Origin of the sequence: Erythrobacter litoralis, from assembly GCF_001719165.1 — a bacterium.
GTDB lineage: Bacteria > Pseudomonadota > Alphaproteobacteria > Sphingomonadales > Sphingomonadaceae > Erythrobacter > Erythrobacter litoralis.
On record NZ_CP017057.1, the window covers coordinates 519,861 to 543,797 of the forward strand.

The 23,937-nt window shown below is 65.8% G+C and carries 30 protein-coding genes; 14 read left to right on the top strand and 16 right to left on the bottom strand.

The window, feature by feature from the left end:
- Nucleotides 1-85: 85 nt before the first annotated feature.
- On the bottom strand, nucleotides 86-751 hold the full coding sequence (locus tag Ga0102493_RS02430; RefSeq protein ID WP_034905343.1) for a cyclic nucleotide-binding domain-containing protein: 666 nt from the start codon (nucleotides 749-751) through the stop codon (nucleotides 86-88).
- Nucleotides 752-811: 60 nt separating this feature from the next.
- Nucleotides 812-2,308, bottom strand: coding sequence for a YifB family Mg chelatase-like AAA ATPase (locus Ga0102493_RS02435; protein ID WP_034905344.1), 1,497 nt, complete (start codon nucleotides 2,306-2,308; stop codon nucleotides 812-814).
- Nucleotides 2,309-2,453: 145 nt separating this feature from the next.
- On the opposite strand from Ga0102493_RS02435, the gene Ga0102493_RS02440 reads away from it, so the two are divergent.
- The 8 genes from Ga0102493_RS02440 to Ga0102493_RS02470 all read left to right on the top strand — a co-directional run bounded on the left by Ga0102493_RS02440 (nucleotide 2,454) and on the right by Ga0102493_RS02470 (nucleotide 8,843).
- Nucleotides 2,454-3,497, top strand: coding sequence for a hypothetical protein (locus Ga0102493_RS02440; protein ID WP_051698230.1), 1,044 nt, complete (start codon nucleotides 2,454-2,456; stop codon nucleotides 3,495-3,497).
- 173 nt (nucleotides 3,498-3,670) lie between these two features.
- Nucleotides 3,671-3,805, top strand: coding sequence for a 50S ribosomal protein L34 (gene rpmH / locus Ga0102493_RS02445; protein WP_034905346.1), 135 nt, complete (start codon nucleotides 3,671-3,673; stop codon nucleotides 3,803-3,805).
- Between the two features lie 123 nt (nucleotides 3,806-3,928).
- Nucleotides 3,929-4,315, top strand: a complete 387-nt coding sequence (gene rnpA / locus Ga0102493_RS02450) for a ribonuclease P protein component (protein WP_034905348.1) — start codon at nucleotides 3,929-3,931, stop codon at nucleotides 4,313-4,315.
- A 73-nt stretch (nucleotides 4,316-4,388) separates the two neighbouring features.
- Entirely contained in the window at nucleotides 4,389-4,598 is a 210-nt protein-coding gene (gene yidD / locus Ga0102493_RS15625; protein ID WP_418251652.1) for a membrane protein insertion efficiency factor YidD, read from the top strand.
- 72 nt (nucleotides 4,599-4,670) lie between these two features.
- Nucleotides 4,671-6,491 (top strand): membrane protein insertase YidC, encoded by a 1,821-nt coding sequence (gene yidC / locus Ga0102493_RS02455; RefSeq protein ID WP_034905351.1) that lies wholly within the window; start codon nucleotides 4,671-4,673, stop codon nucleotides 6,489-6,491.
- Nucleotides 6,488-7,168, top strand: coding sequence for a ribosome biogenesis GTP-binding protein YihA/YsxC (yihA, locus tag Ga0102493_RS02460; protein WP_034905353.1), 681 nt, complete (start codon nucleotides 6,488-6,490; stop codon nucleotides 7,166-7,168). Before yidC ends, yihA begins: the two co-directional genes overlap by 4 nt.
- A gap of 105 nt (nucleotides 7,169-7,273) precedes the next feature.
- Nucleotides 7,274-8,104: an alpha/beta fold hydrolase gene (locus Ga0102493_RS15885; RefSeq protein ID WP_051698231.1), complete on the top strand. Its 831-nt coding sequence runs from the start codon at nucleotides 7,274-7,276 to the stop codon at nucleotides 8,102-8,104.
- The gene (locus tag Ga0102493_RS02470) at nucleotides 8,094-8,843 is read left to right on the top strand and encodes an SDR family NAD(P)-dependent oxidoreductase (protein ID WP_034905356.1); all 750 of its coding nucleotides are present in this window, start codon (nucleotides 8,094-8,096) and stop codon (nucleotides 8,841-8,843) included. Before Ga0102493_RS15885 ends, Ga0102493_RS02470 begins: the two co-directional genes overlap by 11 nt.
- Before the next feature lie 7 nt (nucleotides 8,844-8,850).
- Here the strand turns inward: Ga0102493_RS02470 and Ga0102493_RS02475 are convergent, their stop codons facing one another.
- Nucleotides 8,851-9,273 (bottom strand): VOC family protein, encoded by a 423-nt coding sequence (locus Ga0102493_RS02475; RefSeq protein WP_034905358.1) that lies wholly within the window; start codon nucleotides 9,271-9,273, stop codon nucleotides 8,851-8,853.
- A gap of 138 nt (nucleotides 9,274-9,411) precedes the next feature.
- On the opposite strand from Ga0102493_RS02475, the gene Ga0102493_RS02480 reads away from it, so the two are divergent.
- Together Ga0102493_RS02480 and Ga0102493_RS02485 are read left to right on the top strand one after the other, a co-directional pair.
- Nucleotides 9,412-10,068 carry a glutathione S-transferase family protein gene (locus Ga0102493_RS02480; RefSeq protein WP_034905360.1) on the top strand — a complete coding sequence of 219 codons (657 nt, stop codon included), beginning with the start codon at nucleotides 9,412-9,414 and terminating at the stop codon, nucleotides 10,066-10,068.
- 2 nt (nucleotides 10,069-10,070) lie between these two features.
- Nucleotides 10,071-10,946 carry a S1/P1 nuclease gene (locus Ga0102493_RS02485; protein WP_034905362.1) on the top strand — a complete coding sequence of 292 codons (876 nt, stop codon included), beginning with the start codon at nucleotides 10,071-10,073 and terminating at the stop codon, nucleotides 10,944-10,946.
- On the opposite strand, the gene Ga0102493_RS02490 is transcribed toward Ga0102493_RS02485, so the two are convergent.
- Complete coding sequence (locus Ga0102493_RS02490) at nucleotides 10,943-11,563, bottom strand: LysE family translocator (protein ID WP_051698234.1); 621 nt, start codon at nucleotides 11,561-11,563, stop codon at nucleotides 10,943-10,945. The two genes, Ga0102493_RS02485 and Ga0102493_RS02490, sit on opposite strands and share 4 nt — an antisense overlap.
- 2 nt (nucleotides 11,564-11,565) lie before the next feature.
- A complete protein-coding gene (locus Ga0102493_RS02495) occupies nucleotides 11,566-12,033 on the bottom strand; it encodes a cupin domain-containing protein (protein ID WP_034905365.1) in 468 nt (155 codons plus the stop codon).
- A gap of 29 nt (nucleotides 12,034-12,062) precedes the next feature.
- Between Ga0102493_RS02495 and dapE the strand changes: the two genes are divergently transcribed.
- Genes dapE through Ga0102493_RS02510 form a run of 3 tightly spaced genes read left to right on the top strand, consistent with a single transcriptional unit; the run spans nucleotide 12,063 to nucleotide 14,992 of the window.
- Nucleotides 12,063-13,217: a succinyl-diaminopimelate desuccinylase gene (gene dapE / locus Ga0102493_RS02500; protein ID WP_034905367.1), complete on the top strand. Its 1,155-nt coding sequence runs from the start codon at nucleotides 12,063-12,065 to the stop codon at nucleotides 13,215-13,217.
- Between the two features lie 7 nt (nucleotides 13,218-13,224).
- On the top strand, nucleotides 13,225-14,481 hold the full coding sequence (locus tag Ga0102493_RS02505) for a dicarboxylate/amino acid:cation symporter (protein ID WP_034905369.1): 1,257 nt from the start codon (nucleotides 13,225-13,227) through the stop codon (nucleotides 14,479-14,481).
- Nucleotides 14,474-14,992 carry a Cif family virulence factor gene (locus Ga0102493_RS02510; RefSeq protein ID WP_150132401.1) on the top strand — a complete coding sequence of 173 codons (519 nt, stop codon included), beginning with the start codon at nucleotides 14,474-14,476 and terminating at the stop codon, nucleotides 14,990-14,992. The genes Ga0102493_RS02505 and Ga0102493_RS02510 overlap by 8 nt, the downstream gene beginning before the upstream one ends.
- On the opposite strand, the gene Ga0102493_RS02515 is transcribed toward Ga0102493_RS02510, so the two are convergent.
- The 5 genes from Ga0102493_RS02515 to dapB all read right to left on the bottom strand — a co-directional run bounded on the left by Ga0102493_RS02515 (nucleotide 14,993) and on the right by dapB (nucleotide 18,274).
- A complete protein-coding gene (locus tag Ga0102493_RS02515; protein ID WP_034905373.1) occupies nucleotides 14,993-15,487 on the bottom strand; it encodes a hypothetical protein in 495 nt (164 codons plus the stop codon). It abuts the gene before it with no gap.
- 84 nt (nucleotides 15,488-15,571) lie between these two features.
- The gene (locus Ga0102493_RS02520; RefSeq protein WP_034905374.1) at nucleotides 15,572-15,991 is read right to left on the bottom strand and encodes a hypothetical protein; all 420 of its coding nucleotides are present in this window, start codon (nucleotides 15,989-15,991) and stop codon (nucleotides 15,572-15,574) included.
- 38 nt (nucleotides 15,992-16,029) lie between these two features.
- Nucleotides 16,030-16,701: an endonuclease III gene (nth, locus tag Ga0102493_RS02525; protein ID WP_034905375.1), complete on the bottom strand. Its 672-nt coding sequence runs from the start codon at nucleotides 16,699-16,701 to the stop codon at nucleotides 16,030-16,032.
- Complete coding sequence (locus Ga0102493_RS02530) at nucleotides 16,698-17,486, bottom strand: ion transporter (protein WP_034905376.1); 789 nt, start codon at nucleotides 17,484-17,486, stop codon at nucleotides 16,698-16,700. Before Ga0102493_RS02530 ends, nth begins: the two co-directional genes overlap by 4 nt.
- Before the next feature lie 32 nt (nucleotides 17,487-17,518).
- Nucleotides 17,519-18,274: a 4-hydroxy-tetrahydrodipicolinate reductase gene (gene dapB / locus Ga0102493_RS02535; RefSeq protein WP_051698239.1), complete on the bottom strand. Its 756-nt coding sequence runs from the start codon at nucleotides 18,272-18,274 to the stop codon at nucleotides 17,519-17,521.
- A gap of 34 nt (nucleotides 18,275-18,308) precedes the next feature.
- On the opposite strand from dapB, the gene Ga0102493_RS02540 reads away from it, so the two are divergent.
- Nucleotides 18,309-19,010: an NAD-dependent deacylase gene (locus Ga0102493_RS02540; RefSeq protein ID WP_034905544.1), complete on the top strand. Its 702-nt coding sequence runs from the start codon at nucleotides 18,309-18,311 to the stop codon at nucleotides 19,008-19,010.
- On the opposite strand, the gene Ga0102493_RS02545 is transcribed toward Ga0102493_RS02540, so the two are convergent.
- From Ga0102493_RS02545 to mutM, 6 genes are all read right to left on the bottom strand, one after another.
- The gene (locus Ga0102493_RS02545) at nucleotides 19,011-19,394 is read right to left on the bottom strand and encodes a YidH family protein (RefSeq protein ID WP_034905377.1); all 384 of its coding nucleotides are present in this window, start codon (nucleotides 19,392-19,394) and stop codon (nucleotides 19,011-19,013) included.
- A gap of 79 nt (nucleotides 19,395-19,473) precedes the next feature.
- Nucleotides 19,474-19,626 carry a hypothetical protein gene (locus Ga0102493_RS16090; protein WP_161490033.1) on the bottom strand — a complete coding sequence of 51 codons (153 nt, stop codon included), beginning with the start codon at nucleotides 19,624-19,626 and terminating at the stop codon, nucleotides 19,474-19,476.
- 92 nt (nucleotides 19,627-19,718) lie between these two features.
- Nucleotides 19,719-20,489 carry a HesA/MoeB/ThiF family protein gene (locus Ga0102493_RS02550; RefSeq protein ID WP_034905379.1) on the bottom strand — a complete coding sequence of 257 codons (771 nt, stop codon included), beginning with the start codon at nucleotides 20,487-20,489 and terminating at the stop codon, nucleotides 19,719-19,721.
- A 143-nt stretch (nucleotides 20,490-20,632) separates the two neighbouring features.
- Entirely contained in the window at nucleotides 20,633-22,093 is a 1,461-nt protein-coding gene (gene dnaA / locus Ga0102493_RS02555; RefSeq protein ID WP_034905383.1) for a chromosomal replication initiator protein DnaA, read from the bottom strand.
- A gap of 482 nt (nucleotides 22,094-22,575) precedes the next feature.
- On the bottom strand, nucleotides 22,576-22,836 hold the full coding sequence (gene rpsT / locus Ga0102493_RS02560; RefSeq protein ID WP_034905385.1) for a 30S ribosomal protein S20: 261 nt from the start codon (nucleotides 22,834-22,836) through the stop codon (nucleotides 22,576-22,578).
- 186 nt (nucleotides 22,837-23,022) lie between these two features.
- Entirely contained in the window at nucleotides 23,023-23,838 is an 816-nt protein-coding gene (mutM, locus tag Ga0102493_RS02565) for a bifunctional DNA-formamidopyrimidine glycosylase/DNA-(apurinic or apyrimidinic site) lyase (protein ID WP_034905387.1), read from the bottom strand.
- Between the last annotated feature and the right edge of the window lie 99 nt (nucleotides 23,839-23,937).

Genomic DNA, 23,937 nt, shown 5'->3' on the forward strand with positions numbered 1-23,937 from the left:
GTGCGGAGAGAGGGGCGCTCCTCGCTAGCAGGATTCGTCGCTCATGGCAGAATCCATCTGTCGGCGAGGCGATCCGGCCGCCTTGTCACTCCGCCGCTTCGAGCAGTTCGACGCTTTCCCGTGTCGGTGGCAGCGCGTCGTCGGGGCGGTAACTCGCGCCCAGTTTCCTGGCGAGGTCGCGGGTTAGCAGGGCATTGAGAGCATTGCCGAGATTGGGATAACGACGCCCGACTTTCCGCAGAGCGTCCGCATCCCACTCGACATATCGCACGCCCTGCGGAGCGACCGTGGTCGCGGTCGTCTTGCGTTTCAGGACGAAGGCGATTTCGCCCACGAAATTGCCCTCGGGCAGGCGGAAAATGCGCTCGCCTTTCTGGACCGATATGATCCCGTCGAACACATAGAAGAGTGCGCCCGAAGGTTCGGCTTCGCGGGTGAGGACGGTGCCCTCCGGGTCGTCGGCGACCTGCCACCGGGCGATTTTCAGAACGCGCCTGAACTGGCCCGGCGTGAGCGTTTCGAATGCATCGAACAGGCGCTTCTCGTCGGGCGATAGGCGGAAGGTCGTGCGTTCGAGCAGGACCTGTCCGAGCACGTAGAGATTCGCGAAGATCATCAGCACGCTCGTGACGATCGCGTCCCACAAGGGCGGGTCGAGCGCGAAGTAGTAATAGGCTATGTAGATGATCGTCGAGACGATGATGAGCGAACGCAGCGGCAGCTCGTCGCGGATGAAGAACGCGAACAGCATCAGCGCGGCGGCGATCTGGATCAGCCAGGCGGGGTCGAAGTCGATGAGTGGGTCCGATTGCTATCTGGTGCCGATGAACTGGCGATAGCTCAAAGCCTCGGCTATGTGGACCCTTCCCACGCCGTCGCTTCCTGTCAGGTCCGCGATCGTGCGCGCAACCCTCAGCATCCTGGTATAGGCGCGCGCGGACAGGCGCAGCTTTTCCGCCGCCTGCATCAGCAGCACCCGGCCCGCTTCGTCGGGCGCGCCGAACGTCTCGAGCTTCTCGCCTTCGAGCTCGGCATTGGAACGTACGCCGCGCGCCTTCTGGACTTCGCGCGCCGCCGCGACCCGTGCGGCGACCGCCGCGCTGACCTCGCTTGGCGGCGGCAAAGCGAGGTCCATCGCCGAGACCGCAGCGACATGGACATGGAGGTCGATCCGGTCGAGCAGCGGGCCCGAAAGCCGCGCCTGATATTCGCTCGAGCAGCGGGGACCCCGTGCGCAGACATGGCCCGGCTCGCCCGCATGGCCGCAGCGGCACGGATTCATCGCCGCGATCAGCTGGACCCGAGCCGGAAAGGTGACATGGGCATTGGCGCGCGCGACATCGACCTGGCCCGTTTCGAACGGCTGGCGCAGCGAATCGAGCACGGCTCGCTGGAATTCGGGCAGTTCGTCGAGGAACAGGACGCCGAGATGGGCGAGGCTGACCTCTCCCGGGCGTACTTTCAGCCCGCCGCCGGTGAGCGCCGCCATGCTCGCCGAATGGTGCGGCGCGCGGAAGGGTCGCGCGCGGCTGATCCGCCCGGCTTCGAGCGCGCCTGCGACAGATTGCACCATCGACACTTCGAGCGCTTCGGTAGGGGTCAGCTCGGGAAGGATGCCGGGAAGGCAGCTTGCAAGCAGGCTCTTGCCCGATCCGGGCGGGCCGACCATCAGCAGGTTGTGCCCGCCCGCCGCTGCGATCTCGAGCGCGCGCTTGGCGGTCTCCTGCCCCTTGACCCGCGCAAGGTCGGGCGCGGGCGCCGCCTCGGCGATGCCGCCGCGTTCCGGTTCGGGCAGGACGGTCGAACCCTTGAGATGGGAGAGCAGGCTCGACAGGTCCTTCGGCGCGAGCACCGGTATCCCGCTCGCCCAGCGCGCTTCGGGGCCTTGCTCTGCGGGGCAGATGAGGCCCGCCTCCGCCTCGCTCGCATGGAGCGCGGCGACGAGCACGCCGGGGCTCGCGACGATGCGCCCGTCCAATGCGAGTTCGCCGACCGCGATCCAGTCGCCCAATTGCTCGGCATCGGTGACGCCCATCGCCGCTAGCAGGGCGAGCGCGATCGGCAGGTCGTAATGCGATCCGTCCTTGGGCAGGTCGGCCGGCGATAGGTTGATCGTGATCCGCTTGGGCGGGAGCGACAGGCCCATCGCCGAAAGCGCCGCCTGAACCCGCTCGCGGCTCTCGCTCACCGCCTTGTCGGCAAGCCCGACGATCGCGAAGCGCGGAAGGCCGGACGCGACCTGGCACTGCACCTCGACCTTGCGTGCCTCGAGCCCGAGAGAGGCCACCGTTCTCACCAGAGCGACCACGGCGCCCTCCCCGCAAAGCCCAGCCGTAGGGGCGAGAGTGCAGGGTAAAGAGAGACTTGTCGAGCGGCTACGTACCCGTGCGCAATACCTTTGAAAGCATAATCCTTGGCAAAATCGAAGCCACGGCAAGTCCATTTCTGCGGCCATGCAAAAGCTTGCCGCTCTGCTTCTTGCCTTGATCCATCTCGCGCTCCTGCCCGGTGCCGCCTCGGCGCAGCATCATGTCGGCCAGAGCGGGGGTGCCATGTCGCCGGCCGGAACCCGAACGGTGATGGTCGAGCGGTGGGTCGAGGAATGGGACCCGGCCCTCGGGCGGTGGGTCCGGGTGAGCGAACCGGTGGTGCGCCCCGTTTCTCGAACGAGCGATATTGTCCCCGCCGTCGCCATTACCCGGCAGGGGCTTGCCGCCTCGCGCCATGCGCTGCCCGTCCCGCGCGGTGTTCCGGGGGCTGCGTCGGCGCTGCGATACGGGCCTTTCCGGGTGATCGACGAACACCGCGCCGCCCTGCTCGGCGCGACCGACGCGGCGACGCCCAGCCAGTTCGACGCCATGCTGCGCGATTTTCCGGATCTTGCGATGATCGAACTGGTCGAGGCGCCGGGAACCAGCAATGACATAGCGAACCTCGCGCTCGGCCGGCGGATCCGCGCCGCCGGGATCGCGACGCACGTTCCTGCGGGCGGATCGGTGCGCTCCGGCGCGGTCGAGCTGTTCCTTGCAGGGCAGGCTCGTACGATCGCCCCGGGCGCGCTGTTCGCGGTGCACAGCTGGCTCGACAGCCATGGCCGCGAGGCGGAAGACTTCGCACCCGACGCGCCCGCCCATCGCATGTATATCGACTATTACGTCGAGATGGGGCTGAGCGAACAGCGCGCGCGCGCCTTTTATGCGATGACCAATTCGGTCCCGCATGCCAGCGCCCTGTGGCTGCGAGCCGACGAGATGCGCCACTGGATCGCCTCGGAATGGCATCACGGCGGTCCGCAGCGGACCCTGGCGCAGAGGATCGCCGCCCCTGCGCCGGCCTTCTCCTTCGTCGAGGGCGCGATCGCCTTGCCGGCGATCGACCTACCCGAGCCGGGCGCGCTTGCGCGGTTCCCCGGAGCGCTGGCCCAGCCGGGCATCGACTATGCCGACGTCACTGCGGCGACGCTGGCCTGGGGCGCGTTTGGCAGGCTCGAAATCTGAAGGGGCGATGTGCCCTCGACACCCTTGCAGGCTTGACTCGCGAGCCGCCATCCCATAGTGGCGCGCGCCTGTTGATGTTGCGGCCGGGCCATGCCTTATCGCTGCAATCGGAACGAGACGGACCGGAAAGCGCTTGTTAGGCGAACCCGGCCTGCCAGTATATCGAGGACGACATGAAGCGGACTTTCCAGCCAAGCAATCTCGTGCGCAAGCGCCGCCACGGCTTTTTCGCGCGCAAGGCAACCCCCGGTGGCCGCAAGGTCCTGCGCCTGCGTCGCCGTCGCGGCCGTAAGAAGCTTTCCGCGTGATTCCGGCTGCGCGCGGGGGATGTCCCGCGTGCCCGGTAGCCTGAGGGCAGGCGGCATGACCGGTCCGGCCCGCATTCTTGCCGAGCCCCCTTCCGGGGGCTTTTTGCGTTTGAGACCGGACGCGTGACTGACGTCCTCACCCGCCGCGCCGATTTCCTCGCCGCGAACCGCGGCCTGCGCAACGCGCGGGCCGGTTTCGTGCTCCTCACCCGGCCCAACGGGGCAGAGGGGATGCGTTACGGGATCACCGTCACCAAGAAGATCGGCAATGCGGTCGTGCGCAACCGGATGAAGCGCCGCTTTCGCGAGCTGCTGCGCGCTGTGCTGTCGGAACACGGACTTCCCGATCATGATCACGTCCTGATCGGGCGCAGCGGGGGGATCGAGCGCGATTTCCATCTCATGAAAGCCGAACTGGTCCAGGCGCTTGAACGCGCCCGCGCCGGCCGGTCCGATCCCGGAAGGGGCCGTCGCCCGCGCCGCGGGAGCCGCGCGGGCGCGAAGCAATGAGTCCGCCCGAGATGGACCGCGCGGTCAACCCGCTCTAGGCTCGCACGCGATCTCCCAGCGGAGCCCAGCAATCATGAAACATGTCCTTATCGTCTTCGCGCGCGCCTGGCAGCTCGGCCCCTCGCGAATCCTGCCGCCGACCTGTCGCTATGCCCCGTCCTGCAGCCAGTACGCGATTGAGGCGCTGTCGCGCCATGGTGCGCTCAAGGGTGGATGGATGGCGATTAAGCGGCTAATGCGCTGCCACCCTTGGGGCGGCCACGGCTACGACCCGGTTCCCTGAGGGGCCTGCCGGACGGATACGCGCCCGGTATCACGACCAGAACACGCAACGACGCCTTTTCGGAAAAAAGCCATCTTGGACACTCGCAATCTCGTTATCGCTGCGGCGCTTTCCTTCCTGCTGATCGTGGGTTGGGATTACGGCATGCGCTATTTCTATCCCGAGGCATCGATCAGCGCAGCGGTTTCGCCAGAAGGCGATGCGCCCGCCGCCTCCGCTGTCGAAGGTGCGGCAGCGGGCGACCTCGCCAGCGCCAGCCCGGGCGGGGCCGTGGACGCAGCGGCGCCCGGGACGGATGCGATGAGCGGCCCGGTCGACCTGTCCGCCGCGCTTGCCAGCGAGACGCGGGTTGCGATCGACGCCCCGCGCATTGCGGGCTCGATCAACCTCGTCGGGGCGCGGATCGACGACATCGTGCTCAAGGACCACCGCGAGACGGTCGACAACAATTCGGGTCCCGTCCGCCTGTTCGCGCCCGACCGCACCGAGGCGCAGCATTTCGCCGAATTCGGTTTCGTCACCGGCAACGGCAAGCTTCCCGCGAACACTCTCTGGCAGGCGAGCGGCGAACGCCTCACGCCCGAAACGCCGGTAACCCTGACACACCAGGCCGGCGATCTGACCTACCGGATCGAACTTTCGATCGACGACAATTACATGATCACCGCGCGCCAGAGCGTCGCCAATACCGGGTCGGACGGGGCGATCGTGCAGCCCTTCGCGCTGCTCAAGCGCACCGATCGTACCGCCACCGCGGACGAATTCCTCGTCCATTCCGGCCCCGTCGGGGTTTTCGGGGGGACGCTGTTCGACGGCAACAATTACGAGGAACTGACCGAGCTCGGCCGCGATACGCCCGCTGGCAATCCCGCCTGGCTGGGCTTCACCGATCGCTACTGGCTGTCCGCTCTGATCCCCTCGGAAGGTGCGGGCGACGTCAATCGGGCGGGCTTCTATTCGCTCGGCAACAATCTTTTCAGCACCGAGCTTCGCTATGACGCGCAGCCCGTTCCGGCGGGGCAGACGATTTCCCAGCAGAGCCGCCTGTTCGTCGGCGCGAAGGAGAGCGAACTGCTCGATGCCTATGCCGACAATCTCGGCATCGAGAATTTCGGGCTCGCGATTTCGTGGGGTTGGTTCCAGATCCTCGAGAAACCGCTGCTCTGGCTGCTGCGCAATCTCAATGCGCTGGTCGGCAATTTCGGTGTCGCGATCATCCTGATGACGGTCGTCATCCGCGGCCTGCTCTTCCCGATTGCGCAGAAGCAATTCTCAAGCATGGCCCAGATGAAGGCCGTGCAGCCCAAGATGAAGGCGATCCAGGAGCGCTACAAGGACGACAAGCAGAAGCAGCAGCAGGAGATCATGAAGCTCTACAAGGACGAGAAGGTGAACCCGCTTGCCGGGTGCCTGCCGCTGCTCGTCCAGATTCCGATCTTCTTCGCGCTCTACAAGGTGCTCATCCTCGCGATCGACATGCGCCACGAACCCTTTGCGCTGTGGATCGTGGACCTTTCCGCGCCCGACCCTGCGCATATCCTCAACCTGTTCGGCCTGTTGCCGTACGAGGTCGTAGGCTTCCTCGCGATCGGGCCGTTGGCGATCCTGCTCGGCGTCACGATGTGGCTGACATTCCGGCTCAATCCATCCGCGATGGACCCGATGCAGCAGCAGATCTTCAACATCATGCCGTGGATCCTGATGTTCGTCATGGCGCCGTTTGCCGCCGGCCTGCTGCTTTACTGGGTGACCTCGAACCTCCTCACGCTCGCCCAGCAAAGCTATCTCTATTCGCGCCATCCCCAGCTTCGCGCGCAGGCGGAGAAGGACAAGCAGGAGATGGCTAGAAAGAAGGCGGGCGAGGACAAGGATACGAAGAAGGGCAAGGCGTGACCGGCACCCCCGATGCGGCGCAGGAGCGCGAACGGCAGGCCCGGGAAGACGCCGCATCGCGCCTGTTTTCAGGCCGGGTCGAGTTCCTTCTGTCCGCTCCGCAGCTGAAATTCCTGCCCGATCCGACCGTGCCCGAGATCGCCTTCTGCGGGCGAAGCAATGTCGGCAAATCCTCGCTTCTCAACGCGCTCACTGGCCGCAAGGCGATCGCCCGCGCGTCGGTCACGCCGGGCCGCACGCAGGAGCTCAACTTCTTTGAAGTGGGCGAGCCGACCTTGTTCCGATTGGTCGACATGCCAGGCTATGGTTTCGCCAAGGCGCCGGTGAAGGTGGTCGAACGCTGGAAGAACCTGGTGAAGAGCTATCTGCGCGGGCGGCAGGTGCTCGCGCGCAACCTCGTGCTGGTCGACAGCCGCCATGGCCTCAAGGAGGTCGATCGCGAGATGATGCGAATGCTTGATGAGGCGGCAGTGGGCTATCGCATCGTCCTGACCAAGGCCGACAAGATCAAGGCGAGCGATCTCGAACGCGTAGCGAACAGCGTCGCCGACGAAGCGCGCAAGCACCCGGCAGCTTTTCCCGAACTTCACCTCACCAGTGCGGAAAAGGGCATGGGCATCGCCGCGCTGAGAGCGGCGGTGGTGGCCGATGCGCTGGGCGAGGAATGGTTCGCCTGAGCGCGAAGGACTTTCTCGCTGTGCGGACATAGGCGCGCGGCATTCGTCTCTCTCATCGCCCTTTCCCTAGCTATCGCGGGGAGGCGAAAGGGAGCGGGTTCGGCAATGCGGATCGAAAAGGCCTATGCCGCGATCGAGGAAGGCCAGATCCATCTGCGCCGCCGGGCAGGTGCGTGCGAAGCCCTGCCGCTTGCCATGCTCCATGCCTCACCATCTTCCTCGCGCTCGCTCGCCGGCCTGATGGATGCGATGGGCGCGGGACGCGACCTCGTCGCCTTCGACACGCCCTGCAACGGGCTGTCCTGCGCACCTGTCGCATCCGAGCCCGCAATGGCCGATTTCGCCGACATGCTGGCGCGCGCATCGGCCGCTCTCGGGATGGAAAGGCTCGCGCTTTACGGGACGCATACCGGGGCGCATGTCGCGGTGGAATGGGCGCTCGCCGAGCCTCGCCAGGTCGCTGCGCTGATCCTGGACGGCGTTGCGCTGCTGGACGATGCCATGCGTGCCGAATTCCTCGCGCGCTATGCACCGCGCAAGGCGCCCGACGACACCGGCAGCCAGTTCCACTGGGCGTGGCATTTCATTCGCGACCAGATGATCTTCTTCCCCCATTTCGAGAAAGACGCTGCGCATCTGCGCGCGGGCGGCGATCTCGACCCGCGTTTGCTGCACGATCTCACCCTCGAAGTGCTGAGCAATCTCGAGATATATCACCGCCCGTACGAGGCGGTCTTTCGCCACGAGGTGCGCGCTGCGCTGGCGCGGCTCGACCTGCCGGTGCTGGTGCTGTCGGATGGGACCGGCGCGCTCGATCCGGCGAGCGAGGAGATCGCGGGGCTCGTCAAAGGCGCGCGGCTGGTGCGCGGCTGCGATGGCGAAGCGGCAAAGGCCGCCGCGATCGAAGCCTTTCTGGAGGACATCAATGCCGGATAGATCCATCCATCTCGTCGCCGGTGCAAGTTCGGGCATGGGACGCCAGACCGCGCTGAAACTGGGCGCGAGCGGAAGCCATGTCGTCGTCGCCGCACGCAGGCTCGACGCGCTGGAGGAACTGGCGGGCGAGATCGAGGCTGTCGGGGGAAGCGGCGAGGCGATGGCCTTCGACGGCACCGATCCCGCCAGCGTTGCGGCATTGATCGGACGGATCGAGAGCGCGCACGGGCGGCTTGACGGCGCGTTCAACAATCTCGGCGACACGCTCGGCGATTCGCCGCTCGACGAAACCCCGCCCGAACGCTGGGATGCGACGCTCGCGGTCAATCTCACTTCGGTCTTTCACCTCATGCGGCACGAAATTCCGCTGATGCTGCGCGGCGGCGGGGGAAGGATCGTCAACACCGCCTCGACCGGGGGGCTGCGCGGAACGAAGGCGATGAGCGATTATTCCGCCGCTAAATGGGGCCTCATCGGCCTCACCCGTTCGGCCGCGCTCGACTATGCCGACCAGGGCATGGTCATCAACGCGATCGCGCCCGGGATCATCGCGACCGAGAAATTCCGCGCCTTCGAGGCGAACATGCCCGACCTGTTCGAGACCCTGCGGCTGGCGACCCCCGTTCAGCGCTTCGGCGACATGGGCGAGATTGCCGATCTCGTGTGCTGGCTGCTGCGCGAGGCTCCGGGTTTCATGACCGGCGCGGTCCTGCCGGTCGACGGCGGACGCACCGCCTGATCCGGAGCTATTCGGTCGCGAAGAGCTGGCCCGGATCCGCGAAAGCCTTGAATTCGAGAGCGTTGCCCGCCGGATCGCGCAGGAACATCGTCGCCTGTTCGCCGGGCTGCCCCCTGAAGCGCACGGTCGGCTCGATCACGAAATCGCATCCGGCCCCGCGGAGGCGTTCGGCGAGCGCTTCCCAGTCGGCCATGCCCAGCACCAGTCCGAAATGGGGAACCGGGACGCCGTGGCCGTCGACATGGTTGCTTGCGCGGTCGCCGGCCCCGCCGGGAGCAAGATGGGCGACGATCTGGTGGCCATGGAAATCGAAATCGATCCATTCGTCGCAGGACCGTCCCTCCGCACAGCCCATCACCCCGCCATAGAAGGCGCGCGCGGCGGCGAGGTCGTCGACCGGGAAGGCGAGGTGGAACGGGGGCAGGCTCATGGGTGATCGAATCTCCGTTTGCTGCGCGCCCGTCTAGCCCGATCAGCCTCGACAGCCCAAGCCTGTATGCCTACCTGCGGGACTGGTAGCCGCGCGGCCTTTGCAGACGTGGCGCCCGCAAGGTGGAGCAGGAAAGCCATGAAGCTCATCATCGGCAACAAGAACTATTCGAGCTGGTCGCTGCGCGGCTGGCTCGCGGCGAAACAATCGGGCCTCCATTTCGAGGAAATCACAGTGCCCATGAAGGGCGAGGAATGGGAGCGGGCCAAGCACGACGAAATGCAGCCATCGAGCGGCAAGGTCCCGATCCTGTGGGACGGCGAGACGGTGATCTGGGACAGCCTTGCGATCATGGAATATCTCGCCGACAAGGTCGGGCGCGACCGCTTCTGGCCCAAGGAGGACACCGCGCGCGGCATGGCCCGCGCTATGGTGGCGGAAATGCATTCCTCCTATCTATCGCTGCGCAGGGAAATGCCGATGAACATCCGGCGCCGCGCCCAGCTGGGGGACGTGACCGACGAAACCCGCCACGATATCGTGCGCATCCTCGGCCTGTGGGCGGAGGCCCGCGCGCGGCATGGCAAGGGCGGGCCGTTCCTGTTCGGGACCTTCGGCGCGGCGGACATCTTCTACGCGCCCGTGGTATCGCGCTTCATCACCTATGGGATCGGGGTTCCGGGATTCGCGCAGAGCTATATGCAGGCGGTCTGGGAACACGACTGGATGCGAAACTGGATCGAGGCGGCAGAGAACGAACAATGGGTGATCGAGCAATACGAAACCGTCATGTGAGCATGCCCGCGCTGATCGCGGCGCTGGCGCTGCTGGCTACGGTGCTCGTGCCGTCGCAGGCGCTGGCATGGGGCTTTTATGCCCACCGGAAGACCGCCGAGATCGCCGAGGCCAATGTCTCCCCCGAGACCCGTGCCAAGATCCGCCGGCTGATGGCTGCCGAAAAGCTGCTCGGCACGCCAGGCTGCGCGCTCGCGACGATCGAGGATGCGAGCGTGTGGCCCGATTGCATCCGGCGCGATTACTGGCGCTGGGGCTACACCGCGGCATGGCATTATCGCACCGCTCCGATCTGCGAGGCATATGACGCGCGTCGGAACTGCCCGGGCGGATCCTGCGTCACCGGCCAGATCGAGCGCGCCCACCGCGTGCTTGCCGATGAAAGCCTGCCCGACAATGTCCGGCTGGAGGCACTCGCTTTCATGGTCCATTTCGCAGGCGACGTGCACATGCCGCTCCATTCGGGCGACAGGGACGATCGCGGCGGAAACGATCGCAGGGCCTATTACGGGATCAAGCCGGGGCTAAACCTGCACAGCATATGGGACGGCCCGCTCGCCGAGCGCGCGATCAGCGATCCGGCCGACCCGGTGGTCCGCCGCTATTCCGCCGCCGAACGGGCGGAACTGGGCGGCGGCACGCCCGCCGACTGGGGCCGCGAGAGCTGGCAGATCAGCCGCAGCTTCGTTTATCCGACTGCCTTCGACACCGAGAATGTCTGCGAGGCCGAACTGCCCGCGGAAACCAAGCTAACCCAGGAAGACATCGTGCGCGGCGTGCCCATCGCGAAGCGCCGCGTGCAGCAGGCGGGCATCCGCATCGCCGAACTGCTCGAAAGCGCTTTCGCCCCGGGCCCCCTGCCGCCGCCCGCGCGCTAGGCAAAGGCTTTCGCCAGGAACCACGCGCCGACCGCCAGCATGGCGAGAGCGAGCACGCGCCTGACCGCCGCTTCGCGCGCGCTGGAGGCGAGCAGCCCGCGCAGCCGTTCCGCGCCCAGGATCAGGGCGAGATGGATCGCGGTCGCAATGGCGACGCTGACCCCGGCAAGCACGAGGCCTTCGCCATAGGTCGGCCGCGCGCCGGACACGAATTGCGGCATCACCGTCACGAAGAACAGCGTCGCTTTCGGGTTCAGAAGGTTGATCAGGAACCCGGCGAGGAAATGCCGCTGCGATGGGCTTTGCGGTGTGCTCGCGGTCGAGCTTTCGCCCGCCTCGCGCCACGCCTGCCATGCGAGCCAAGCCATCATCGCCGCGCCGAGCACCGCCATGGCCTGCGCAAGCCCCTCGCTCCGCCGCAGCAGCCAGCTCGCCGCGATCACGCTTGCCCCCGCATTGGCCGCGAGACCAAGCGCGATCCCGCCGATCGCCCCGAGCCCGGCGCGCCGTCCTTGCGAAAGGGTAAGCGCGACCAGCCAGCCCATGTTCGGCCCCGGCGTAAGTTCGACCAGCAGCACGGCGAGCGCGAACCCCGCGATATCGAGGCCGCCGGGCAAGGTCAGGGAAGGCGCTCGGTATCGTAGCGGCTTCCGTCCCTGCGGAAATAGCCGTCGGGGCCGAAGGTCATGTCGATGTCGGAATAGACCCCTGTGTCATTCGCGGCGTCGCCGGCGCTGATGGCGACATAGACGAAGGGCTCTTCGGAACGGTTCTGCAGGTGATGCCCGTTCGCATGGCCCGCAGGCCAAGCGAGGACGTCGCCCGGCCGGACCACTCTCTCGCCCGCATCTTCGACCAGCACCCCCTCGCCCGCAATGACCACCACGAGCTCATCGAGTTCGCTGTGCCAGTGCCGCTGCGAGGACCATGCGCCCGGTTCGAGCACGACATGGCTCGCTCCCATCCGGGTCAGGCCCGCTGGCCCTGCGAGCCTGCGATACCGGCGACCGCGCACCTTTTCATCGAACGGCGCGGGATAGCCCGTCGCATTGGTCCGTTCGATCGCCTCCAGATCGAGCTTGGGCATGGGCGCATTCTCCTGCTAGCGGGGTAAGCATGAGCAAAACCCTCGAACTTGCCAAGCGGCTGATCGCCGCGCCCAGCGTGACGCCCGCCACGGGCGCCGTTTTCGACGAACTCGAAGCGATGCTGATTCCGCTGGGCTTCGCGGTCCACCGCTTCAGGCGCGGAGAGGGCGAGGAAGGCAGCGACGAGGCTCCGGTAGAGAACCTCTTCGCGATCCGGATGGGGCCTGAGGGCTCCTCCCATTTCGCCTTTGCGGGGCATCTCGACGTGGTTCCGCCGGGTGAGGGCTGGGCGAGCGACCCGTTCGAGCCGACCGTGCGCGGCGAACTCCTTCATGGACGCGGTGCGGTCGACATGAAGAGCGCGATCGCCGCCATGGTGACGGCGGTCGAGGACGTCCCGCGCGAGGCTGGCACGATAAGCTTCATCATCACCGGCGACGAGGAAGGCCCCGCGCTCCACGGCACGCGCGCGCTGATCGATTACATGACGGCCGAAGGCGCGATTCCCGACCTGTGCCTCGTGGGAGAGCCTACCAGCTTTCACCGGCTGGGCGACATGATGAAGATCGGGCGGCGCGGCTCGGTCAATATCTGGCTGACGGTCGAGGGCACGCAGGGTCATGTCGCCTATCCGCATCTCGCCGACAATCCGATCCCGAAACTCGTCGCGATGCTGGCCGAACTCGATGCGCTGATGCTCGACACCGGGACCGACTGGTTTCAGCCTTCCAATCTCGAGATCACGGACATCGAAGTCGGCAACCGTGCGCACAACGTGATCCCCGCGCAGGCCAAGGCGCGCATCTCGATCCGTTTCAACGACCTTCATTCGGGCGCGAGCCTGTCCGAACGCGTCGTCGCCATTGCCGAGAAGCATGGCGGCACCGCGCTCCCGATCATTTCCGGCGAGCCGTTCCTGACCGAACCGGGGGCGTTTTCGGCGCTGGTCGCCGGGGCGATCGAGGCCGAAACCGGCAGTGCGCCCGAACAGTCGACCACCGGGGGCACGTCCGATGCGCGGTTCCTGCGCGCCGTGTGCCCGGTGATCGAATTCGGCCTGTGCAACGCGACGATGCACAAGCGCGACGAAGCTGTGGCCATACCCGACCTCGATGCGCTAGCTCGTATCTATGCGCGCGTTGCCAAGGGGGCTCTGGCGCTCGACATGAAGCAGGGGGCGTAGCACCGCGATGAAAACGTGGTTCGCAATACCGCTGTGGCAGCGCGTGATCGGCGCGCTGATCCTCGGCATCGTGGTCGGTTTCCTTTGGGGGCCGGGCGCTGAGAGCATCAAGATCATCGGCGACATCTTCATCGCCTTCATCAAGATGCTGGTCGTGCCGCTGATCTTCTTCAGCCTCGTCGCCGGCGTCGCGAGCATCGGCGATCTCAGAAAACTCGGCAGCGTCGGCTGGCGCGCGCTCGTGCTGTTCGTGGTGACGGGGCAGATCGCGGTGTGGCTCGGCCTTGCGATCGGGACGCTGCTGGCGCCCGGATCGGGGATCGACGGGCGCAGCATGGCGCTTGATCCGGCCGCGCTCGAGAAGGCCAATGACCGGCGCGAAAACGCGCAGAGCTTTCAGGACATGATCCTCGAGGTCGTCCCCTCCAGCCCGGTCCAGGTCATGGCCGATGTCAATGTCCTGCCGCTGATCGTGTTCTCGCTGCTTATCGGGATCGGCATCCTGATGGCGAAGGAAGAGGGCGAACCGGTCCTGAAGATCTTCGAGAGCGGCAGCGTCGTCATGCAGAAGGTGACGATGATCGTGATGGAGCTGACCCCGTTCGGAGTCTTCGCGCTGATGGCGTGGGTTGCAGGGACGCTTGGGCTGGAGGCGTTGCAGGCGCTCGGCTTCCTCGTTGCGCTCAACTATCTGGGATGCTTCCTGATCATCGGAATCGTCTATGGCGGGATGATCAAGCTGATCGCGCGCCTGCCCGTGATCGACTTCTTTCGCGGTATCGCGGACGCCATCGCGGTCAGCTATTCGACCGCAAGTTCCAATGCGACGCTGCCCGTCACCCTGCGCTGTGCCGAGCGGAACCTTGGGGTTTCCAATTCGGTCGCGAGCTTCATCATCGCGCTGGGCGCGACGATCAACATGAACGGGACCGCGATGTATCTCGGTCTTGCGACCTTGTTCGGGGCGCAGGCCTTCGGCGTCGACCTGTCATGGGCGGATTACTTCACGATCTCGATCCTCGGCACGCTGGGCGCGATCGGCGCGGCGGGGATTCCGGGGGCGGGTCTCATCATGATGGTTCTGGTGTTCGGTGCAGTGGGCGTCCCACTCGAGACGATTGCGCTGGTCGCCGGCGTCGACAGGATCATGGACATGATGCGGACCACCACCAATGTCTCGGGCGATGCCGCGGTGGCGACCACGGTGGCGAGCCTGACCGGCGAACTCGACCGGGCCGAGATGATCAGCGCGGACGATGTCTGAGCGGCGCGCCGCTCTGACAGCAGGTGCGCTCATGCTGGCGCTCGCGGGGTGCGCCGATGCCGCGAGCGAACCGGCGGCCTTCGACGAAGAGCGACTATCCGAAGCGGCGATCGAGGCGATCAGGGCCTATCACGCGCAATGGGAAGCGCTCGATTTCGACGCCATCGCCGCGCACCATTCGCCCGATTTCGAATATGTCTTCTTCGACCAGGTGCTCGAGGCGGATGCCTTCCCGGCCATTCTTTCCGAGCAGTGGATGCAGGGCGTGGCGCGCTATTCGATCGACGAAAGCGAATTCCGCCCCCTCGTGCTCTCCCCTTCCGAGGTCCATGTCACGGTCGCGGTCGAGGATGACACCGTCTACGAGGACGGCAGCACCGCGCAAACCGAAGGCGTCATGTCCTATCTCCTGACGCTCGACAAAGAATGGAAGGTGCGGCGCATCCATCATTCCGGCCCTCCGCCCGGCGACCTTTACGAGGGCACGTCTCCCGCCGCCGCACGGCCCTGATCAGCGCGGGCGGCGTAGCGTCTCGCCTTCATTGAGCACGATCTTCTCGCCCGCCTCGTCCGGGCCCACCACTTCGAGCGGCTCGAAACTGCCGAGATGACATTGCGCATTCGGGTTGCCGCCGAACTGGTCGTCGAGCGTGATGGCCATGCCCGAACAGATCTGCTGCCTCCCGAAGCCCGCGCCTCGAGTGAAGCCGTCGATCAGCACGCCCTCGCAGCGCGATTGGAGGCGATTGAGATAGAACCGTCCATCATTCATGAAGATGATGCTCTGATCGTCATTGACGACGAAGAAGGTGTTGGCGGTCTGGAGGCAGCGGCGCGGCCCGGCCGTGTTGCGCACGAACATGCTCGCCTCGGCGGGCCAGATGCGGGCATTGGCGACCTTGCCTTCGAGCGACCCGGGGCCGGGCGAGGCGCCCGCGCAGCCTATCAGGAGAAGGCCGAAGGCGAGCGCCCCGCCTTTTGCCGAAGCCTTGCGGAAAGTCGCCATACTCCCTTCTCCTGCCTGATTCTGCCGGAGGAATTTCGCCAGAAACGCGTGAATGGCGGCTGAATTCCGGGGTAGGCGCACGGCCTATTCGCCCTCGTCCTCGTCGACATATTCGACCGGCACGAACCGGCCCAGCCCGCAGCCCGCGCCGCGCTGCACGCCGCCGCCGATCTGCTGGAGCGTGTAGATGATCTCCGCGCTGCACAGCTGGCTGATCTCGGTGTCGTAGGTGAAGGCTTCCCACAGGCCGAGCTGCGGGCAGGAATTGGGCAGCACGTTGCGGTAGACGCGGCCGCCGCGCATCTCGAAATCGATCACGTCGTCGCTCCTCACCGGGGTCTGTCGGATCTGGGCGAGCGGGATGCAGTTTCGCGCCTCTCCCACCACGCGCACGGGCGGATCGTAGGCAGTGGGCTCGCTCGAGCGTTCGCCCTCCTCCACTGGAGCGCAGGCCGCGGCAAGCGCAGTGAGCGAAAGGATGGTGAAGGTCAGGGGTCTTGGCATTGTCCTCTCCTTGTCGGCGCTGCCTCGATCGCCCCTGATCAGGCGCGCACGGTCTTGTTCTTCCCCTGTTTCGGGTCTTCTAGCACCTTCTTGCGATAGCTGCACAGGTCCGCGACCGGGCACCGCCAGCATTCCGGCGTGCGCGCCTTGCAGACATAGCGCCCGTGCAGGATCAGCCAATGATGGGCGTGGAGGCGAAAGGGTTGCGGCACCCGCTTCTCCAGCTTCGCCTCGACCTGCTCGGGTGTCTTGCCCTTGGCCAGCCCGGTGCGATTGCCGACGCGCAGGATATGGGTGTCGACCGCGAAGGTTTCCTGCCGGAACCAGCAATTGAGCACGACATTGGCGGTCTTGCGCCCGACCCCGGGAAGCCTGACGAGATCCTCGCGCGTGTCGGGCACCTCGCCGCCATATTCGTCGACCAGCAATTGCGAGAGCGCGATGACGTTCTTCGCCTTGGAATTGAACAGGCCGATCGTCCTGATGTGCTGCGTCAGCCCATCGAGCCCGAGATCAAGCATCCGCTGAGGGGTCTTCACCCGCTCGAACAAAGCGCGCGTCGCCTTGTTGACGCCGACATCGGTCGCCTGCGCGCTCAAGGCGACCGCGACGACGAGCTGGTAGGCATTGCCGTATTCGAGCTCGGTCTCGGGCTCTGGATTGTCCTCCGCGAGGCGGCGGAAGAACTCGAAGATCTGGTCTTTGGTCATGGCATCGGATTTTCCTCGTCCGCGGGGTCGATCTTGTCGCGATAGGCCTGCATCGCGTCCGAGAAGGCCGCAGCGATGATGCCCGTGGGCATGGCGACGAGCCCGATCCCGCCGATCGCGACGAAGGCTGCCAGCACCTTGCCGAGCGGGGTCAGGGGCGAGACATCGCCATAGCCGACCGTGGTCAGCGTGATGACGGACCACCACATCGCACGCGGGATCGAGCCGAAGGCCTCGGGCTGCACCTTGCCCTCCGCCCAATAGAGCGCGGTCGCACCGCCCAGCAAGAGCACCATGGCGAGCGCGCCCGTCACGTACAGGTCATAGCGCCGCTCGATCACCGCCGACCCGAGCGCCTTCAGCGCCATGGAAAACCGCCCGAACTTGAGCAGCGCTGCAAGCCGGAACAGCCGCAGCAGGCGCAGGATCGGAGCGCCTGTCAGCACGAACGGGACGAGCGTGACGATCACCACGAACAGGTCGATCAGCGCGAAGAAGGAGCGCATCCATGCGAACCGTTTCGTCCAGTCTCCTTCCGGCCCGGCGCGTTCGGCGACAGCCCATAGCCGCGTGCAGTATTCAGCCAGGAAAAAGAGGCCGAAGCCGAATTCGGCCCACAGGATCGCGCTGCGGTTCTCCGTCGCGAAGGCCCGTTCGGTGCCGATGATCGCTACCACGACCGACGCGAGGATCGCGACGAGGACCACCCGATCGGTGAGAGTGAGGCGGCCGTCGCGCCGGGAAGAGGCGAAGAGCTGATGATAGGTCTTCGCGCGCAGGGTCATCGCCGGGCTTTGTTGCGGGGTGCCGGATACCGTCACAGGCCGAGCACGTCCTCCATCCGGTAGCGCCCTGGCTCCTGTTCGAGCAGCCACAGCGCCCCCTTGACCGCACCGCGTGCGAAGATGGCTCGGTCTTCCGCGTTATGGGAAAGGGTGATGCGTTCCTGAGGTCCGGCAAAGATCACGCTGTGTTCGCCCGCGACCGTTCCGCCGCGCAGGGTGGCGAAACCGATGCTCCCCTCGCGCCGTTCGCCGGTGAAGCCGTGGCGACCGCTTTCCATGTTGTCGGCCAGCTCTATTCCGCGCGCCTCGGCCGCCGCTTCGCCGAGCAGCTTGGCCGTGCCCGAAGGCGCATCGACCTTCATCCGGTGATGCATTTCGAGCACCTCGATATCCCATTCCGGCCCCAGCCGCGCCGCCGCCTCGCGCACGAGATGGGCGAGCAGCGTGACGCCGAGCGAGGTGTTGCCGGTCTGAAGCACGGGAATCGCCTTCCCCGCCTCGGCGATCATCGCGAAGTGCTCTTGCTCCAGCCCCGTCGTGCCGATCAGGATGGGAATGCCCGCTGCCTTCGCCGCCTTGAGATTCGCGGCAAGGCCGTCCGGCGCGGAAAAGTCCACTGCCACCTCGCACTGTCCCAGCAGCGGCTCCGGGTCACCTCCGAGATCGACGCCCACGCAGAATTCGTGCCCCGCCTCCTCGATCGCCGTCGCGATCGCGTGACCCATGCGGCCCTTGTGCCCGATCACGGCGAAGCGCCGTGTTCCGCCAGTGCCTGCCCCCTCGCTCATTGCTTTCGCTCCGCCTGATGTGGTCAAAGGCTTCATGGCAAAGTTCGAGCGCATCGTCATCCTTACAGGTGCAGGCATTTCCGCCGAGAGCGGGATCGACACGTTCCGCGATGCGGGCGGGCTGTGGGAAAAGCACCGGATCGAGGATGTGGCGACGCCCGAAGGCTTCGCGCGCGATCCCGATCTCGTGCTCGGCTTCTACGATCAGCGCCGCGAGGCGCTCAAAGGGGTCGAACCCAATGCAGCGCACAAGGCGCTGGCCCGGCTGGAGGCCGAATTTCCCGGCGACCTTTTGCTGGTCACGCAGAATGTCGACAATCTCCACGAGCGCGGCGGTTCGCGGGACGTGCTGCACATGCATGGCGAACTTTCGAGCGCGCTGTGCACGGCATGCGAGATGCGCTCGCCATGGGATGCGACGCTATCCGATCGCCCGAAATGCCCGGTATGCCAGGCTCCGAGCCTGCGCCCCGATGTCGTGTGGTTCGGCGAAATGCCGTATCGCATGGGGCGGATCTACGAGGCGCTTTCGGCCTGCGACCTGTTCGTGAGCATCGGCACGAGCGGCGCGGTCTATCCAGCGGCGGGTTTCGTGCAGGAGGCGTTGATGAACGGCGCGCACACGCTCGAGCTCAATCTCGAGCCTTCGGAAGGTAGCCGGTTTTTCACCGAATCGCGGCACGGCCCGGCAAGCGTGCTCGTTGCGCAATGGGTCGACGAGGTCCTGGGCGGCTGATCAACTGCGCAGATCGATCGCCCAGATGCCGACGGCGAGGCAGGCGCTTGCAAAGGCCATCGCGGCAGCGATCAGTTTCATGTTCGAAGTCCGGATCGGCGCCGCATCGTGCGAATCCATCCGGCTCTGAACGGCGCTCGCATTGCGCTGCGCGCTCCAGAATACGAACACGCCGATCGCAATGAAAATCGTCGCGATGCCCTTTGCCACCCAGACGGGATCGAGCTTGCCGAACAGGGCGTTGAAACCGAGCCCGATCCCGACCGCGGCCAGCCCCGTGCGCATCCACCCGGCGAAGGTCCGCTCGTTCGCCATCAGCGTGCGATCCTCGGCCCAGTCGGTCCGGTCCTCGGCGAGCTCGTTCCTGTCCTGTGCGTCGTTCATTGCGCATTCGTTATAGCACACGCGCATGAAAAAGGCCGGCGCATGGGCCGGCCTCTCTCGCTGCGGGAATTCGATCGGATCACGGACGCGCCTGCGTCGGCTCCCCACCACCCTTGAATTTCTCTTCGGGCTTCGGGCGATGGTCGTCCGGTGTTTTCCTCTTCATCTTCTGCCATTGCGAAAATCCGAAGACTGCGCCGGCACTGAGGATCAAGATATTGAGAAGTGTCATGAATTCATCCTTTCGTTCACCTAGACCAACGAAAGGATTACTTGCCGGTTCCACGCGCCCCGTTGCCTGCGACAGGGCGAGCGTGAGCCGCGTCAGGTCGAGGCGCAGCCCTTGCAGGCCGGGTCCTTGGCAATATTGAGCGTCCGCATTCCCGGCGCCATGCCGTCGAGCAGGTGGAGCCTGCCCCATTGCGGCCTGCCGAACGCGCTGACCCCTTCGAGCAGGACGCGGACCGCCTGCATCGCGGCAAAGCTCCCGGTCCAGCCCGCCATCGCGCCGAGCATCCCGTCCTCCGCACAGGTGTCGCAATCCTCTGCATCGAAGGCGTCGCCGACGAAGCAGCGATAGCAAGGCTGGTCGGCTAGGTGTCCGGCAAATGCTCCGACCTGCCCCTGAAATTGCCCCACCGCCGCGCTCAGGAGCGGCACGCTCGCGGCGACGCAGGCATCGGAAACGGCGAGGCGGGTGGCGAAATTGTCGGTCCCGTCAAGCACGAGGTCGGCGCCTGCAACGATGCCTCCGGCATTGTCCTTCGTCACCCGCGCATCCGATATCTCCACGCTTAGCGTATCGTCGAAATTGGCGAGCCAGCGGCGCGCGCTCGTCGCCTTGCCGTGGCCGGTATCGCGCTGGGTGAAGATCGTCTGGCGCTGGAGGTTCGAGACGTCGACCGTATCGTCGTCGACCAGCGTGAAGCGCCCGATCCCGCTCGCGGCGAGATATTGCAATGCCGGTGAGCCGATCCCGCCAAGGCCCATGACGACGACATGCCTGCGGGAAAGTGCGACCTGGCCCGCGCCACCGATCTCGGGCAGGACGATATGGCGCGCAAAGCGGTCGAGGCGGGCCGGTGAAAGGCTCATGGGAAAGCCTGTTGGCATCTTGGGCATGACCTGTCGACAGGGCTGTGCATGGGCGGGGCACAACCCTGTCGATCAGGCGTGGAGACATCGTGGAGCGCGGTTGTGGACTAAACTGTCCAGAACTTGCGCGAATTGCGTGAGAATTAACTTTCCAGCTGGCGCAAGAGGCTGCGCACATCGCCGTCCATGTCGGCATCGCGCTGGCGCAGGTCCTCGATCAGGCGCACGGCGTGGATGACCGTCGAATGGTCGCGCCCGCCGAACTTGCGCCCGATTTCGGGATAGGAACGCGGCGTGAGCACCTTCGACAGGTACATCGCCACCTGCCGCGGGCGGACCACGGCGCGCGCGCGCCGCTTCGAGCTCATTTCCGAGCGGTCGATGCGGTAGAACTGGCAAACGGTGCGCTGGATTTCGTCGATCGTGATCCGGCGGCGATTGGCCGAAAGGATGTCGGTGAGCTGTTCCTCGGCCAGCTGGAGCGAGACTTCCTGCCCGGTCAGCTGGGCATAGGCGATCAGCTTGTTGAGCCCGCCCACCAGCTCGCGGATATTGCGCGTGATCGTCCGGGCGAGGAAGTCGATGACGTCCTCGGGCACCGAAAGCGGCGCGAAACGCGAAAGCTTGGATTCGAGGATCTTCTTCCTGAGCTCGATATCGGCGGCCTGAATGTCGGCGACGAGGCCCATCGACAGGCGCGAGAGGAGCCGCGGTTCGACCCCGTCCAATGCCTGCGGGGCGCGGTCGGCGGCGAAGACCAGCCGCTTGCCCTCGGCGAGAAGCGCGTCGATCGTGTAGAGCAACTCCTCCTGCGCCGATGCCTTGCCGATGATGAACTGGATGTCGTCCACCAGCAGCAGGTCGAAGCTCCTGAGGCGGCCCTTGAACTCGATCATCTGGTTCGCCTTCAGCGCCTGGACGAACTCGACCATGAAGCGCTCTGCCGAACAATAGAAGATCCGCGCGCGCGGATGGGCCTGCAGGTAGGCATGGCCGATCGCATGGAGAAGGTGCGTCTTGCCCTGTCCGGTCGCGGCCTTGAGATAGAGCGGCGAGAATTGCGGCTTTTCTGTCGCGGCCATGCGCTGCGCCGCGTTGCAGGCGAGCACGTTCGCCTCACCCGTGACGAATGCGGCGAAGGTGAGCGATGGATCGAGCCCGACCGAACCGGTGAAACCCGAATCGCCGATCGTCCCCGCGGCGACCGCGATCGCACTGGCTCCGTCATTGGCCGCGCGGCGCGAATCCTCGAGATGAAGTTCGGGCAGCTGGCGGCGACCCGGATGGACCTGGACACGGACCTGGCGAACTTCGCTGCGGGCGATCTTCCACGCGAGCTGGAGCCGGTCGCGGAAACGGTCGTTGACCCAGTTCGCGGCGAATTCGGTCGGCAGATAGAGATCGAGCGTGCCGGTGTCCTTGTCGATCCCGCCAAGCTGGATCGGGCGGATCCACTGGCTGTGCAGTTGGTGACCGAGATCCTTGCGCAGGCCCTGGCTGATATCGGCCCAATCGGCGGCGAGGTTCACGGCTTCTGCATCTTCCATCAGATCGTCGTCGGTGGAACGACGCGTGGTCCGCGCCTTGTCGATTTTATGCACCATTACTTCCCCAATTCGTCCTCGCACCCGGGACGTTTGGCCCCGGGCGGCATACCTCGTGTACGACAGGCAATATTCGTCTTTCCCCGGGAAACGTGGTCCCTCGGGATGCCCCCTGTCATCAGCTTTTAAGAACCCGGACTGTCCCGCTCCGAGTGAGACGCGAATAAAGAACCGATCGCCCTCCAAGGCAAGCAGGCGCGTTTAAAAAAAGTGAAATAATCCTGTTGACTCGGCGCAAGCCCGCAGCCGTTCGTTCAAGTCCCTGTTTTGCTTTGCGAAGCGTATTCTAGCACTCGCGAATCGTGAGGAATCCTTACGTTTCGCGCAGGGTTCGCAGTCACAATTGTCGCATGAAAAAAGGCCGCACCTGATCGGCGCGGCCCTATTCGGGAGCGGCGGGCTCGACAGCGTGCGAGCCCCGTAGAATCACCTATAAAAACCCGCGGATGATTCGCCCCATCGGAGCGTCCGCCCGGCGGCCCTCAGAGCGCGGAGACGCGCTTCGAGAGACGCGAGATCTTGCGCGCGACGGTGTTCTTGTGAAGCACGCCGCGGGCGACGCCGCGCTGCATTTCGGGCTGGGCCGCCCTCAGGGCATTGGCCGCCGCGTCCTTGTCGCCTTCCTCGATGGCCGTTTCGACCTTCTTGATGAAGCTGCGGATACGGCTCATGCGGGCGGTGTTGATGTCCGCGCGGCGGTTGTTGCGGCGGATGCGCTTACGGGCTTGCGGCGTGTTGGCCATGTCTTCTCGTCTGTCTCGCGTTTTGTCGGCGTGGCCTATCGGGCCAGCGTGAAGGTTCGATGCTCTGTCAAAAGGTCGCTCGGCAGCATCCGGACATTACGGACCCGGCCGCCGGGAAGCGCGCCACATAGGGCGGGAGGGCCGAAAGGTCAACGATTCCCTCGCACCTGCACCTCGCGCAGCCCGTCAGCGCTGGCATTTGGGGCAGAACCAGGTACTGCGCCCGCCCTGCGCGATGCGTCGCACGGTCCCGCCATCTGCGCGGCGGCAGGGTTCGCCCGTGCGTCCGTAGACGTCGAAGCGCGTCGCGAAATAGCCCAGTTCCCCGTCGGGCGCGGCATAATCGCGCAGGGTCGAGCCGCCGTCGCGGATCGACGCCTCGAGCACATCGCGGATCGCCGGCACCAACCGGGCAAGCTGCGGCTTCGTCACCTTGCCGCCGGCTTTCCTCGGATGGATTCGCGCGCGCCACAACGCTTCGCAGACATAGATGTTGCCAAGCCCCGCGACGGTCCGCTGGTCGAGCAGGCACAGCTTGATCGATTGGGTGCGCCCGGCAAGAGCGGCCCTGAGATGCGCCGGCGTCAGGTCCTCGCCCAGCGGTTCCGGCCCCATGGCGGCGAATTGCGGCCATTCCCCGAGCGCCTCCGTCTCGACGAGATCGACCGAGCCGAAGCGGCGCGGGTCGCACAAGGCAAAACGATGGTCCGCGGTTTCGAGCAGGAGATGGTCGTGAATGTCGGCCTGTGCGGGATCGATCCGCCAGCGCCCGCTCATGCCGAGGTGAAACACCAGCGTGCGCGCCCGGTCGGTGTGGATGAGGCCGTATTTCGCGCGCCGCGCGAGGCCGGTGACCCGCGCGCCCGTCATCGCCTGTACCAGATCGGCGGGGAAGGGGCGGCGCAGATCGGGGCGGTTCACCGCGACACGCGTGATCCGCTCGCCTTCGAGATAGCGGGCGAGGCCGCGAACGGTGGTTTCGACTTCGGGCAATTCGGGCATGGCGGAAAGGCTTGTCGTAAGGGCGGCGCGGGGCCAGCGAAAGGGGCACTCGCTTTCGCCCCGACGAAGCGTGAATACAAGGCCTTTGCCCCGCGCGCG